Below are 15,087 nucleotides of genomic sequence, written 5' to 3' on the forward strand. Positions count from 1 at the left end.
ATGCGTTTGATTTTTTTATTATGTAAAGATTTACTGGATTTTTCTCTCAAATTGAGTTTTTGTCCAGCCTTGTTTATTTACTTACGATACAGGCGATCGTATTGGTAGTATGGGTCAAAGGTTACGTTGATGCCTAGCTTGCGAAGGACATTCTTGTCTTCATCGGTCAAGATGATGGTTGAGTGGGCTTCGCTTCCTTTGAGGTTCCCAAGTTCTTCCATGGCACGCGCAGCATCTGGATTTTCCATAGCTGTGATGGCTAGCGCAATCAAAATTTCATTTGAGTGGAGGCGAGGATTGCGGCTACCTAGATGATCGATTTTAAGACCTTGAATTGGCTTGACGACTTCAGGCTCGATTAGTTTCACTTCCTTAGCGATATCAGCTGATTTTTTGATGGCATTGATTAAGGCGGCAGCTGTAGGACCAAAGAGTTCAGAGTTTTTACCAGTCACGACTTCCCCGCTTGGCAATTCAAGGGCTAGGGCAGGACCACCAGTTTCTTCTGCTTTTTGGCGTGCAGCAACAGCAACCTGACGGTCTGCAGGAGTGATGCCGAGGTCGTTCATGAGCAGTTCAATTTTCTTGACAGCAGTTTCTCCGACTTTTTCAGCTTTAAAATCAAGTACAGTCTGATAGTAGCGACGGATGATTTCTTGTTTCGAAGCTTCGATAGCAGCTTCATTATCAGTAATAGCGAAGCCAACCATGTTGACACCCATGTCTGTTGGTGAAGCGTATGGAGATTCACCGAGAATGCGTTCCAACATACGTTTGAGAACTGGGAAGATTTCGATATCACGGTTGTAATTGACAGTAGTTTCTCCGTAAGTTTGAAGATGGAAGGGGTCAATCATGTTGACATCATCAAGGTCTGCGGTTGCAGCCTCGTAGGCCAAGTTGACCGGATGATGAAGGGGAAGATTCCAAACTGGGAAGGTTTCAAACTTAGCGTAACCAGACTTGATGCCATTGAGTTGGTCATGGTACATATTGGACATACAAGTGGCCAATTTTCCAGAACCAGGTCCAGGAGCGGTTACGACAATCAAGTTGCGACTGGTTTTGATGTAGTCGTTTTTCCCCATACCTTCTGGAGAAATGATGTGGTCCATATCCGTCGGATATCCTTTGATTGGATAATGAAGATAAGAATCAATTCCGTTTTTATCTAACTGGTTGCGGAAGGCATCTGCAGCTGGTTGGCCAGCGTATTGTGTGATGACAACCGAACCAACAAAAATTCCCAGCTCATTGAATTTGTCAATCAAACGGAGAACTTCTTGGTCATAAGAAATGCCCAGGTCGCCACGCGCTTTAGAATGCTCGATGTTGCTTGCGTTAATGGCGATCACAACCTCAACCTGCTCTTTCAATTCTTGCAAGAGCTTGATTTTGTTGTCAGGCTCATAACCAGGAAGAACGCGAGCAGCGTGGAAATCTTCTAACATTTTGCCACCAAACTCCAAATAGAGTTTGCCGTCAAATTGGTTGATGCGCTCCAAGATGTGGTCGCGTTGTAGATTCAAATATTGTTCAGAACTAAAAGCTTGTTTTTTCATTTTTTTACCTCTGACCTCTATTATAATAAAAAAATGGGAGTTAGGAAACTACGGAGCTAAAAAAGAAATCAAAAAGATTAGGCAAACGCTTGCACTAAGTTTAAAAAAGCGCTATCATAGACTATAGATTATTAAAATAATGAGGTAAACAGATGCAAGAAAAATGGTGGCACAATGCCGTAGTCTATCAAGTCTATCCAAAGAGTTTCATGGACAGTAACGGAGATGGGATTGGTGATTTGCCAGGAATTACTAGTAAGTTAGACTACCTAGCTAAGTTAGGAATTACAGCGATTTGGCTTTCTCCCGTTTATGACAGCCCTATGGACGATAATGGCTATGATATTGCTGATTATCAAGCCATTGCAGCTATTTTCGGAACCATGGAGGATATGGATCAATTGATCGCGGAAGCTAAGAAACGAGACATCCGAATTATCATGGACTTGGTGGTCAATCATACCTCAGATGAGCATGCTTGGTTTGTCGAGGCCTGTGAAAATCCTGACAGCCCTGAGCGAGACTACTATATTTGGCGTGATGAGCCCAACGATTTGGATTCCATCTTTAGTGGATCTGCTTGGGAATACGATGAAAAGTCAGGTCAATACTATCTCCACTTTTTCAGTAAGAAACAGCCTGATCTCAACTGGGAGAACGAAAAACTTCGCCAGAAAATTTACGAGATGATGAACTTCTGGATTGATAAAGGTATTGGTGGTTTCCGTATGGATGTCATTGATATGATTGGCAAGATTCCTGATGAGAAAGTAGTTAATAATGGTCCTATGCTCCACCCCTATCTCAAGGAGATGAACCAAGCCACCTTTGGAGACAAGAATCTCCTGACAGTAGGAGAGACCTGGGGGGCAACGCCAGAGATTGCTAAGCTTTACTCGGATCCAAAGGGACAAGAATTGTCAATGGTCTTCCAGTTTGAACACATCTGTCTTCAATATCAGGAAGGGCAACCTAAGTGGCACTACCAAAAAGAGTTAAATGTAGGGAAATTAAAAGAGATTTTTAACAAATGGCAGACAGAGTTGGGAGTTGAAGACGGCTGGAATTCCCTCTTTTGGAACAACCATGACCTTCCTCGCATCGTCTCTATCTGGGGAAATGACCAAGAATACCGTGAAAAATCCGCCCAAGCCTTTGCAATCTTGCTTCATCTCATGAGAGGGACTCCTTATATCTACCAGGGTGAGGAGATTGGGATGACCAACTATCCGTTTGAAACACTGGATCAAGTAGAAGATATTGAATCTCTCAATTATGCGCGTGAAGCTCTTGAAAAAGGCGTTTCTATAGAGGAAATCATGGACAGTATCCGTGTCATCGGACGTGATAATGCCCGTACCCCGATGCAGTGGGATGAAAGCAAAAATGCTGGCTTCTCAACAGGTCAACCTTGGTTAGCAGTTAATCCAAACTATCAAGAAATCAACGTTCAAGAAGCGCTGGCGAATCCAAAATCTATTTTCTATACCTATCAAAAACTCGTTCAAATCCGTAAGGAGAATAGTTGGCTGATTCGAGCTGATTTTGAATTGCTGGATACAGCTGACAAGATCTTTGCTTATATCCGTAAGGATGGTGACCGTCGTTTCCTAGTTGTGGCGAACTTGTCCAATGAAAAACAAAACTTTTCAGTAGAAGGAAAAGTTAAATCTGTCTTGATTGAAAACACTACAGCTAAAAAAGCAGTTGAGAAACAGACCTTGGCTCCATGGGATGCCTTCTGTGTGGAAATGACTGACTAAAATGAGAGAACTTCAAGCTTCAAAAGCTTGAGGTTTTTTACTAAAAATTATATAGAAAACCCTTTAAAATATATTTGTTAGAATTTTCTAAAAAATCTGGCGAAAGTCCTTGCTTTTATAAAAAAATAGGGTATAATGGTGAAAACACTATCTTTAAGGAGATTACTTATGAAATCGAAAAAGTGGCTCTTAGGAGCAGGTGCTATTTTGAGTGCGGCCCTTCTTTTTACTGCTTGTGGGAAAAGTGAAAAGAAGGCTGATGCGCCCAAGACATTCTCTTATGTCTACGCTATGGATCCATCTTCTTTGGATTATAGTGTGACGAGCAAGAGTTCAACTTCTGATGTTATAGCGAACGTTGTCGATGGCCTTTTGGAAAATGATAAGTATGGAAACTTAATTCCATCGCTTGCAGAAGACTGGTCCGTTTCTAAAGATGGCTTGACTTATACCTACAAACTTCGTAAGGGTGTAAAATGGTATACTTCTGAGGGAGAAGAGTATGCTGAAGTCAAGGCTCAGGATTTTGTTACTGGTCTAAAACACGCAGCTGACGGTAAATCAGACGGCTTATCTCTCCTTCAAGATTCTATCAAAGGCTTGGCTGCCTACATCAGTGGAGAAAGCAATGACTTTTCTACTGTAGGAGTGAAAGCTGTTGACGATTACACGGTTGAATATACGCTTAACAAACCAGAAAGCTTCTGGAACTCTAAAGTCACAACTGCAACCATGCTTCCAGTTAATGAAGAATTCTTGAATTCTAAAGGGAGCGACTACGGTGCACCAACACCATCAAGTATTCTTTATAACGGTCCTTATTTCTTGAAATCATTGACTTCAAAATCAGTCATTGAATATGAAAAGAATCCAAACTACTGGGATAAGGACAATGTCAAGATTGACAATATTAAACTAACCTTCTACGATGGATCAGACCAAGAATCCTTGATTCGTAGCTTTACACAAGGTGCCTATACAACAGCCCGACTCTTCCCAACAAGCTCAAACTTTGAGTCAACTAAACAAGAGTACGGAGATAAGATTGTTTACAGTCCACAAGAAGCGACAAGCTACTACCTCACTGTTAACGTAAACCGCCAATCTTACAATAAAACAGCTAAAACAGACGAGGCTCAAAAAACTTCAACGAAAGAAGCTCTTCTTAACAAGAACTTCCGTCAGGCGCTGAACTTTGCCCTTGACCGTCATTCTTACACGGCTCAGTTGAATGGTGAAGAAGGTGCGAACAAGATTATCCGTAACAGCCTAGTGCCACATGACTACGTTCAAGTTGGTGAAAAGACCTTTGGAGAGTTGGCGCAGGCAGAGCTTGTTTCATATGGAGACCAGTGGAAAGATGTAGCCCTTACAGATGGAAAGGATACGATTTACAGTCCTGAAAAAGCTAAGGCTGCCTTTGCTAAAGCAAAGGAAGAATTGCAGGGAAAGGGAGTTACCTTCCCAATTCATTTGGATGTTCCAGTTGAACAGACTGATGTCATTGCCGTTCAACAGACGAACTCACTCAAGCAGTCTATCGAATCATCACTTGGTACTGAAAATGTCATTGTCGATGTCCTTCAAATGACCGATAATGAGAAAATGAGCATTACGTCTCAAGCCAAGGTGCCATCTCAAAAAGACTATGACTTGAACGGAACTGGTTGGGGACCAGACTATCAAGACCCAGCTACCTACCTCAACATCCTTGATGCCAAGAAGGGATCGGCCCTTAAACACTTGGGAATCACTCGCGGAAAAGATCCAGAAGTGATGGCTCAAGTTGGACTGGACGAATACAAGAAACTCTTGGATGATGCTGCAGCTGAAACCAGCGACCTTAATAAGCGTTATGAAAAATACGCCAAAGCTCAAGCTTGGGTGTCTGATAGCTCGCTCTTGATTCCAGTTGCTTCTTCAGGTGGTTCTCCAACTGTTAGCCGAACTGTACCATTCACAAAAGCTTACTCTCAAGTCGGAATCAAGGGAGACCCATTTGTGTTCAAAGGTTTGGAGTTGCAAAATGATGTTGTGACTGCAAAAGAATACGAAGAAGCCTTCAAGAAATGGCAACAAGAAAAAATCGAAACAAATGCCAAATACCAAAAAGAACTTGAAAAACACGTCAAGTAATCTATAAAAGAAAAGGAAGTTGCAGGTAACTGTGCTTCCTTTTTTGTTTAGAGACACCAGTTGTCATAAAAGCAGTAACTTTACATTTTTGAAAAAATTTGATAAAATATATTTATGTTATAAAAAGTGACATAAAGGAGTGGATGATGATCAAAATGAAAAAAAGACTAATTGGGACAGGTCTTGTCTTAGCGACAGGGATTTTGCTCTCGGCATGTGGACAGTCCAACACAGATACTAGCACTTATTCATCAACATTTAGTGCGAATCCGACAACTTTTAACTATCTTATAGATTATTATGCGGATAACACTGCCGTTATTACCAATCTCGTAGATGGTTTGTTAGAAAATGACAGCTATGGGAACCTCGTACCTGCTCTTGCGGAGGATTGGTCTGTTTCATCAGATGGTTTGACCTATACCTACAAGCTTAGAAAAGATGCCAAGTGGTATACGGCTGATGGTGAGGAATATGCTTCAGTCAAAGCTCAGGATTTTGTCACTGGGATCAAATATGCCGCTGACAACAAGGGGCAAGCCATGGATCTGATCCAAAATTCAATCAAGGGATTGAATGACTATGTGACGGGTGTGACTAATGACTTTTCAACTGTTGGTATCAAAGCTTTGGACGACTATACGGTTGAGTACACTTTGACACGACCAGAACCTTATTGGAACTCTAAGACAACCAATAGTATTCTTTTCCCAGTCAACGAAGAGTTCTTGAAATCAAAGGATAAAGATTTTGGTACCTTGACACCAGACAGTATTCTTTATAACGGCCCCTATCTGTTAAAAGATTTCACATCAAAATCTTCGATCGAATATGTGAAGAATCCACATTATTATGACCATGACAAAGTAACCATTGAAAAAGTTAAGTTAGCCTACTTTGATGGGTCAGATCAGGAGATGACCATTCGAAACTTTGAAAATGGTGCTTACTCGATTGCAGGAGTCTATCCAAATAGTTCGAACTATGCTAAGACAAAAGAAAAATACCAAGACAATATCGTTTATAGCTTACAAGACAAGACATCTTGGTACTTTAACTTTAACGTCAACCGCAAAACCTATAATCATACCGCTAAAATAACGGACGAACAAAAGAAATCAGCTCAAACAGCTATCTTAAATAAAAATTTCCGTCAGGCTATCAACTTTGGTATTGATCGAACAGCCTACTCTGCTCAATCTAACGGTGAAGAAGCAGCGAGCAAAACCCTTCGTAATACTCTGGTTCCCCCAACATTTGTTCAGGTGGGAGATAAGACCTTTGGAGAAGTAACAGCTTCTAAGCTTGTGAACTACGGAACTGAGTGGTCAGGTATCAATTTGGCAGACGCTCAAGATGCCTACTTTAACAAGGAAAAGGCCCAAGCAAAATTTGCAGAAGCTAAAAAGGAATTGGAAGCCCAAGGCGTGACTTTCCCAATCCATTTGGATGTTCCTGTTGATCAGACGAATAAAAATGCGGTTTCTGGTATGAACTCAGTTAAACAAACCCTTGAAACAGTACTAAGTTCAGACAATATCGTCATTGATGTTCAACAACTTTCTACAGATGACTTTGGAAATGTTGCATTCCTAGCACCAAATCCAGCAGCTCGTGACTACGACCTAAACTTTGATGGTTGGGTTGGTGATTACCAGGATCCATCAACTTATCTAGACCCCTTCAATGCTGAAACCGGCTTCTATCTCAAGATTTTTGGTCTTGATGCCAAGGAAGACCAAGAACTTATTAAGAGTCTAGGGTTAGATACCTATACACAACTCCTGAAAGAAGCAGATGCCGAGAACAAAGATGTCGCTAAGCGTTATGAAAAATACGCTGAAGCTCAAGCTTGGATGATTGACAATTCTCTAGTCATGTCTGCTATGTCAAATGGTGGTACAGCCTCTGTAACTAAAGTAACTCCGTTTACACGTGCCTACTCCCTAGTAGGTATCAAGGGTGACGGAAATAATTACAAGTACATGAGATTGCAAAAAGGCCCTGTTACCAAGAAACAATTTGATGAAGCCAAGGCTAAGTGGGAAGCAGAAAGTAAAAAGGCTATCGAAAAGAGTCAAAAAGAATTTGAAAACCACGTTAAATAAAAAAGAAAGACAAGGAAACATTTTTTATGAATCCTTGTCTTTTTAGGTTGCCATTAAGACTACAAAGGTGTATAATTTCAAAGCAAACAGAAGCGAATAAAAACGCTGATAATGATGAGGATAGATGGAATTTACGTCATGATTGTGATATAATTATTCTAATTATTAACGTATAGGGGATTAACATGAATAGAGGTTCAAAGAGAACTCGTTCTAGCAATATGAAACGAAATATTAACATAGTCTTGCTAACCATTTACCTATTGTTGGGTGGTTTTTTACTGTTCTTGATTTTTAGACATAACATTTTAGCTTTTAGATACCTGAATATTATTTCTGCGGTTCTCGTTCTATTAGCTGCTCTAGTAGGCCTATTGCTGATTGTTTATAAAAAGGCTGAGAAGTTTACGGTCTTCTTTTTGACGCTTGCCATCTTAGTGAGTTCAGTTTCTCTCTATGCTTTGCAACAGTTTGTCGGTTTTACCAATCATATCAATTCGACGTCAAATTACTCAGAGTATTCGATCAGTGTGGTCGTTTTGAAAGAGAGTGAGATTAATAATGTGACTCAATTGGATACGGTTACAGGGCCTACAGAGACAGACAATGACAATATTCAAAAATTGTTGGCAGATATTAAAACCAGCCAAAGCAAGGACTTGCCAGTTGAGAATGCTACTTCCTACCTAGCAGCTTATAAGAGCCTGCTTTCTGGTGAAGCCAAAGCAATCGTCTTAAATAGTGTCTTTGAAAATATTATTGAAGCAGAGTATCCTGATTATGCTTCTAAAATCAAGAAAATATACACTAAAAAATTGGTTAAAGAAGTTGCTGCGCCTAAGGTATCGAAGAATAAAGCTTTCAATATTTATGTGAGTGGTATTGATACCTATGGTCCGATTAGCTCAGTCTCACGTTCAGATGTAAATATTTTGATGACGGTGAACCGTGATACCAAAAAAATCCTTCTTACTACAACGCCTCGTGATTCCTATGTTCCGATTGCGGATGGAGGAAACAATCAAAAGGACAAATTGACCCATGCAGGGATTTATGGAGTGGACTCATCAATTCATACTTTGGAAAATCTCTATGGGGTGGATATTAACTACTATGTTCGCTTGAACTTCACTTCTTTCTTGAAGTTGATTGACCTTTTAGGTGGTGTTGATGTCTATAATGATCAGGATTTCACTTCTTTGCATGGCAAGTACCATTTCCCTGTTGGGAATGTCCATCTAGACTCTGAGCAGGCTCTTGGTTTTGTTCGTGAGCGCTACTCTCTAGCAGATGGAGATCGAGATCGTGGTCGGAACCAACAAAAGGTTATTATAGCTATTATTCAGAAGTTGACGTCAACTGAGGCTTTAAAAAACTACGATAACATCATCAAGGGATTGCAAGATTCTCTTCAGACCAATATGCCTTTGGAAACCATGATGGATCTGGTTAATACTCAATTGGAGAGTGGCGGGAATTACAAAGTCAACTCTCAAGACTTGAAGGGAACTGGACGCACGGATCTTCCTTCATACGCTATGCCAGATAGTAACCTCTACATGATGGAAATCGATGAAAGTAGCTTGGCCACTGCGAAAGCTGCTATCAATGATGTGATGGAGGGCAAGTAGCATGATAGATATCCATTCGCACATCGTTTTTGATGTGGACGATGGTCCAAAGTCGATAGAGGAAAGTAAAAAACTTCTTAGAGAGGCCTACAGTCAAGGAGTGAGGACAATTGTTTCCACTTCGCATAGACGAAAAGGGATGTTCGAAACTCCTGAAGAAAAAATCGCAACTAACTTTCTAAAGGTGCGAGAAATGGCTAAGGAAGTTGCGGATGATTTAATCATTGCTTATGGGGCAGAAATCTACTATACGCCAGATGTTGTTGAGAAGTTAGAAAAGAAATTAATCCCAACCCTTAACGATAGTCGCTATGCTTTGATTGAGTTTAGCATGAATACTCCTTATCGAGATATGCATAAGGGATTGAGTGATATTCTAATGCTAGGCATTACACCCGTCATTGCCCACATTGAACGTTACGATGCTTTGGAAAACAATGAAAAGCGCGTGCGAGAACTAATTGACATGGGATGTTATACTCAGGTTAATAGTTCTCATGTTTTGAAACCAAAACTCTTCGGAGGAACCTATAAATTTATGAAAAAGAGAGCCCAGTATTTCTTGGAACGAGATTTGGTTCACGTGATAGCAAGTGATATGCACAACTTGGATCACAGACCTCCTCATATGGAGGAAGCCTATGATATCATTGCCAAAAAATACAGTGAAGATAAGGCTAAGGAACTTTTTAAGGATAATCCCCGAAAAATAATAATGGATCAATTGATTTAGGAGAAAAAATGAAAGAACAAAATATGATGGAAATCGATGTATTTCACTTGCTTAAAATCCTTTGGAAACGAAAATTGTTAATTGCTTTGGTAGCATTCGTGACAGGAGCAGTAGCATTCGCTTACAGTAGTTTTATTGTGAAGCCGGAGTTTACGAGTACGACCCGAATTTATGTGGTCAATCGTAATCAGGGAGATAAGCCTGGCTTGACTAACCAAGACTTGCAAGCAGGATCTTACTTGGTAAAAGACTATCGTGAAATCATTCTCTCGCAAGACGTTTTAGAGAAGGTTGCGACTGATTTGAAACTAGAACTCCCTCCAAAAGGTCTAGCTAGTAAAATCAAGGTAACAGTTCCAGTGGATACGCGTATTGTATCGATTTCTGTTACAGACCGTGCACCCGAGGAAGCAAGCCGTATCGCCAACTCTTTGAGAGAGGTTGCGGCTCAAAAGATCATCAGCGTCACTCGCGTTTCGGATGTGACAACACTTGAAGAAGCACGCCCTGCAACATCGCCATCTTCACCAAATATTCGTCGCAATACCATGGTTGGATTCCTTGCGGGGGCAGTTGTGATGGTTGTCACAGTTCTCCTTGTTGAGCTCTTGGATACACGAGTGAAACGTCCAGAAGATATTGAGGACGTGATGCAAATTGCACTATTGGGAGTAGTTCCAAATTTGGATAAATTGAAATAGGAGAGAAAAATGCCAACGTTAGAAATTGCACAAAAAAAATTAGATTTGGCAAGAAAAGCAGAAGAATACTACAATGCCCTTCGCACCAATATTCAATTGAGTGGGAATAACTTGAAAGTGATTTCCATTACCTCTGTCAAACCAGGAGAAGGAAAATCAACAACTTCTACCAATATTGCTTGGGCTTTCGCGCGTGCGGGCTATAAGACGCTGTTGATTGATGCGGATATCCGTAATTCAGTAATGTCAGGTGTCTTTAAATCACGGGAAAAGATTACAGGCCTAACAGAGTTCTTGTCAGGCACAACAGACCTATCACAAGGTTTATGTGAAACCAATGTTGAAAATTTGTTTGTCATTCAAGCGGGCTCTGTATCACCAAACCCAACAGCTTTGTTACAAAGTGAAAATTTTGCGACCATGATTGACACCTTACGCAAGTACTTTGACTACATCGTCGTAGATACTGCCCCGATTGGAGTTGTTATCGATGCAGCGATTATCACGCAACAGTGTGACGCTTCTGTTTTGGTAACTGCTGCTGGTGAAACAAATCGTCGTGATGTCCAAAAAGCTAAAGAACAACTCGAACAAACAAGCAAACCATTCTTAGGAATTGTGCTTAATAAACTCAATACTTCAGTTGAGAAGTATGGATCATATGGGGCTTATGGCTCCTACGGAAATTATGGCAAAAAATAACAAATAGCCTAGGGAAGATATTATGGAAGAAAAGGGATTAAAGATTTCTTTGGCAGTTTTCCAGAGTTTTCTTGTCATTATTTTAGCTTATTTGCTCAGTTTTGTTAAAGAAACAGATATTGTATATACCTCAATGGTAATTCTATACATTCTCCATTATGTTGTCTTTCATATTAGTGATTATGGACAAGATTTTTTCAAAAGAGGGTACTTGGCAGAGTTTATCAGAACAGCAAAATATATTATTTTCTTTGCTTTAGCGATTAGCATCTCGAATTTTTTCTTAGAAGATCGTTTTAGCATTTCAAGACGAGGGATGGTGTATTTTTTGATAATACATTCCATTCTGCTTTATCTGATGAATCTATGTATTAAGCGTTATTGGAAACGACTATTCCCAAACTTAAAAGGAAGAAAGAAAGTCTTTTTGATAACGGCGACTTCTAGAGTTGAGAAAGTAATGGATAGACTGATAGAAGCAAGTGAAATTTTATGGGAGTTAGAAGCGGTTAGTGTTTTAGATCAGCCTAACTTCCGTCATGAACATTTAAAAGTCATTCCTGCTGAAAATATTTTAGACTATACAACTCATGAAGTTGTCGATGAGGTCTTTATCAATCTACCTAGTGAAGAGTATAACATTGGAGATTATATTTCTCTCTTTGAAACCATGGGAATAGATGTGACAGTCAATCTCAATGCTTTTAACGATAATCTAGGTAGTGATAAACAAATTCGTGAAATGGCAGGTTTGAATGTTGTATCTTTTTCAACAAAATTTTATAAACCTAGTCATGTGGTCGCTAAACGGATCATTGATATTTGTGGTTCAATTGTCGGACTGATTATCTGCGGTTTGGTGAGTATTGTTTTGGTTCCAATGATTAGAAAAGATGGTGGACCAGCGATTTTTTCTCAAACTCGTATTGGAAAAAATGGCCGACATTTCACTTTCTATAAATTTAGATCTATGTGCGTGAATGCTGAGAAACGCAAACAAGAACTTTTGGCTCAAAATACCATGCAAGGTGGAATGTTTAAGGTTGATGATGATCCTCGTATTACACCAATTGGTCGCTTTATTCGTAAGACCAGCCTAGATGAGTTGCCTCAGTTTTGGAATGTTTTAATCGGAGATATGAGTCTGGTCGGGACCCGTCCCCCAACAGTGGATGAGTATGAAAAGTATACACCTGAACAAAAACGTCGATTGAGTTTTAAACCTGGGATAACAGGCTTGTGGCAAGTCAGTGGACGAAGCGAGATCAAGGATTTCGATGAAGTTGTCAAATTAGATGTAGCCTATATTGATGATTGGACTATTTGGAAAGATATTGAAATTTTATTGAAGACCGTTAAGGTTGTATTTATGAGAGATGGGGCGAAGTAATTTCTGCCCCTCAGTCTTGTTAGGAGAGAAATGAAACAGTCAGTTTATATCATTGGTTCAAAGGGGATTCCTGCCAAGTATGGAGGATTTGAAACCTTTGTTGAAAAATTAACCGAATACCAAAAAGACAGCAATATACAATACTATGTTGCTTGTATGCGTGAAAATTCTGCCAAGTCTGGTATTACGGAAGATCGGTTTGAGCACAATGGCGCCATTTGTTTCAACATTGATGTGCCTAATATTGGCCCGGCTCGTGCTATCGCTTACGATATTGCAGCGGTCAATAAGGCTATTGAATTGGCTAAGGAAAACAAGGATGAGGCTCCCATTTTTTACATTTTAGCTTGTCGCATCGGGCCCTTTATTTCTGGACTTAAGAAAAAGATTCGTGCAATTGGTGGCCGTTTGCTGGTAAATCCAGATGGACATGAATGGCTACGAGCAAAATGGAGCTTACCAGTTCGTAAGTACTGGAAATTCTCAGAGCAACTCATGGTCAAGCATGCTGATTTATTGGTATGTGATAGCAAAAATATCGAACAATATATTCAAGAGGACTATAAGCAGTATCAACCAAAGACCACCTATATTGCCTATGGGACAGACACTGCTCCTTCAAGCCTGAAGGCAGAAAATGCCAAGGTTCGGAACTGGTATCAGGAAAAAGGTGTTAGCGAAAATGGCTATTATCTAGTGGTGGGCCGATTCGTTCCTGAAAACAACTACGAAACCATGATTCGTGAATTTATCAAGTCCAAGTCCAAGAAGGATTTTGTCCTCATCACAAATGTGGAGCAGAATAAATTTTACGATCAGTTGTTACAGGATACTGGTTTTGACAAAGATCCTAGGGTTAAATTTGTAGGTACGGTTTATGACCAAGAATTGCTCAAGTACATTCGTGAAAATGCTTTTGCCTATTTCCATGGGCATGAGGTTGGAGGAACCAACCCTTCTCTACTAGAAGCTCTAGCATCCACAAAACTGAATTTGCTGCTAGATGTTGGATTTAACCGTGAGGTTGGTGAAGACGGGGCTATTTATTGGAAAAAAGACGAGTTGGCACGTGTCATTGAGGAAGTAGAGGGATTTGATCAGGCAGCAATAACTGACTTGGATTTCAAGTCAAGCCAAAGAATCCTCTCAGCTTTCACATGGGAAAAGATTGTGTCAGATTATGAAGAAGTGTTTAAAGGGTAAAGAATGAAACGGATTTTATACTTGCATGCTGGTGCAGAAATGTATGGAGCAGATAAGGTTTTACTGGAATTGATCAAAGGATTAGATTGCCAAGAATTTGAAGCTCATGTCATCTTGCCAAATGATGGTGTTTTAGTCGAGGCCTTACGTCAAGTTGGGGCTCAGGTTAGCGTGCTGGATTATCCGATTTTACGAAGGAAGTATTTTAATCTCAAAGGCATTGCCGACTATATTCGCTCTTATAATTTCTATGCTAAGCAAATCGCCCTCTATGCTCGAGCACACAGTATAGATATGGTTCACAATAATACAGCGGCTGTTTTGGAGGGCATCTATTTGAAACGCAAGCTCAAGCTGCCTTTGATTTGGCATGTTCATGAGATTATCGTCAAACCCAAAGCTATTTCTGACTTTATCAATATGCTCATGGGACGATATGCAGACAAGATTGTGACGGTGTCCCAAGCGGTCGCTAATCATATCAAGCAGTCTCCCTTTATCAAAGATAGCCAAGTGGAAGTGATTTATAACGGTGTCGATAATGCTGTCTATTATCCAATGGATGCGTCTTCTATTCGTGAAAAATTTGACATTGCGCAAGATGCACTCGTGATTGGCATGATTGGTCGGGTCAATGCTATCAAAGGGCAAAATGATTTCATAGAAGCAGTCGAGCCACTTTTGGAAAAGAATGAGAAAGTGGTGGCTTTCCTAGCTGGAGGTGTTTTTCCTGGTGAAGAATGGCGCTTAGAAGAACTAGATAAGAGAATAGCTTCTTCATCTGTTGTGTCACAAATTCATCGTATTGATTACTACGATAAGACTTCTGAACTTTATAATATGTTTGATATCTTTGTTTTACCAAGTATAAAACCTGATTCCCTACCTACAGTAGTCCTAGAAGCCATGGCTTGTTCAAAACCAGTTGTTGGTTATAACAATGGGGGAATAGCTGAAATGGTAGTAGATGGCAAAAGTGGTTGCTTAGTCAAACCAAATCGTCCTCAAGAACTATCTAATGCCATTTCTCTATTACTAGATAGTTCTGAAAAAAGAGAAAAATTTGGGCGAGTAGGATATCAGAGACAAAAAGAGCTGTTTTCTTTGGAGAGTTACATCAAGAACTTCTCGGAATTTTATGATAATTTACAATAAGGG

General features: G+C 40.0%; 11 protein-coding genes. 10 read left to right on the forward strand and 1 reads right to left on the reverse strand.

Annotated elements, in window-relative coordinates:
- Positions 1 to 77: 77 nt before the first annotated feature.
- Entirely contained in the window at positions 78 to 1,562 is a 1,485-nt protein-coding gene (locus STO1_RS01625) for a DUF1846 domain-containing protein (RefSeq protein WP_000743592.1), read from the reverse strand.
- A gap of 152 nt (positions 1,563 to 1,714) precedes the next feature.
- Here STO1_RS01625 and STO1_RS01630 point away from each other — a divergent pair, with 152 nt between their 5' ends.
- The 10 genes from STO1_RS01630 (at position 1,715) to STO1_RS01675 (ending at position 15,084) form a co-directional block, all read left to right on the forward strand.
- On the forward strand, positions 1,715 to 3,325 hold the full coding sequence (locus STO1_RS01630; protein WP_096421665.1) for a glycoside hydrolase family 13 protein: 1,611 nt from the start codon (positions 1,715 to 1,717) through the stop codon (positions 3,323 to 3,325).
- Between the two features lie 168 nt (positions 3,326 to 3,493).
- Entirely contained in the window at positions 3,494 to 5,461 is a 1,968-nt protein-coding gene (locus STO1_RS01635; RefSeq protein ID WP_096421668.1) for a peptide ABC transporter substrate-binding protein, read from the forward strand.
- Between the two features lie 146 nt (positions 5,462 to 5,607).
- Positions 5,608 to 7,569 carry a peptide ABC transporter substrate-binding protein gene (locus STO1_RS01640; RefSeq protein WP_096421670.1) on the forward strand — a complete coding sequence of 654 codons (1,962 nt, stop codon included), beginning with the start codon at positions 5,608 to 5,610 and terminating at the stop codon, positions 7,567 to 7,569.
- Positions 7,570 to 7,754: 185 nt separating this feature from the next.
- On the forward strand, positions 7,755 to 9,200 hold the full coding sequence (locus tag STO1_RS01645; RefSeq protein WP_096421672.1) for an LCP family glycopolymer transferase CpsA: 1,446 nt from the start codon (positions 7,755 to 7,757) through the stop codon (positions 9,198 to 9,200).
- 1 nt (position 9,201) lies between these two features.
- The gene (gene cps4B, locus STO1_RS01650; protein WP_096421674.1) at positions 9,202 to 9,933 is read left to right on the forward strand and encodes a capsular polysaccharide biosynthesis protein Cps4B; all 732 of its coding nucleotides are present in this window, start codon (positions 9,202 to 9,204) and stop codon (positions 9,931 to 9,933) included.
- Positions 9,934 to 9,941: 8 nt separating this feature from the next.
- A complete protein-coding gene (gene cpsC / locus STO1_RS01655; RefSeq protein ID WP_084939336.1) occupies positions 9,942 to 10,634 on the forward strand; it encodes a capsular polysaccharide biosynthesis protein CpsC in 693 nt (230 codons plus the stop codon).
- Between the two features lie 9 nt (positions 10,635 to 10,643).
- On the forward strand, positions 10,644 to 11,336 hold the full coding sequence (locus STO1_RS01660) for a tyrosine-protein kinase (RefSeq protein WP_096421676.1): 693 nt from the start codon (positions 10,644 to 10,646) through the stop codon (positions 11,334 to 11,336).
- Positions 11,337 to 11,358: 22 nt separating this feature from the next.
- Positions 11,359 to 12,726, forward strand: coding sequence for a sugar transferase (locus STO1_RS01665; RefSeq protein WP_096421678.1), 1,368 nt, complete (start codon positions 11,359 to 11,361; stop codon positions 12,724 to 12,726).
- 30 nt (positions 12,727 to 12,756) lie between these two features.
- A complete protein-coding gene (gene cps2T / locus STO1_RS01670; RefSeq protein ID WP_084939333.1) occupies positions 12,757 to 13,929 on the forward strand; it encodes a beta 1-4 rhamnosyltransferase Cps2T in 1,173 nt (390 codons plus the stop codon).
- A 3-nt stretch (positions 13,930 to 13,932) separates the two neighbouring features.
- Positions 13,933 to 15,084, forward strand: coding sequence for a glycosyltransferase family 4 protein (locus tag STO1_RS01675; RefSeq protein ID WP_049489806.1), 1,152 nt, complete (start codon positions 13,933 to 13,935; stop codon positions 15,082 to 15,084).
- Positions 15,085 to 15,087: the final 3 nt, after the last annotated feature.

It is taken from the genome of Streptococcus oralis subsp. tigurinus (assembly GCF_002356415.1).
Taxonomy (GTDB): domain Bacteria; phylum Bacillota; class Bacilli; order Lactobacillales; family Streptococcaceae; genus Streptococcus; species Streptococcus oralis_F.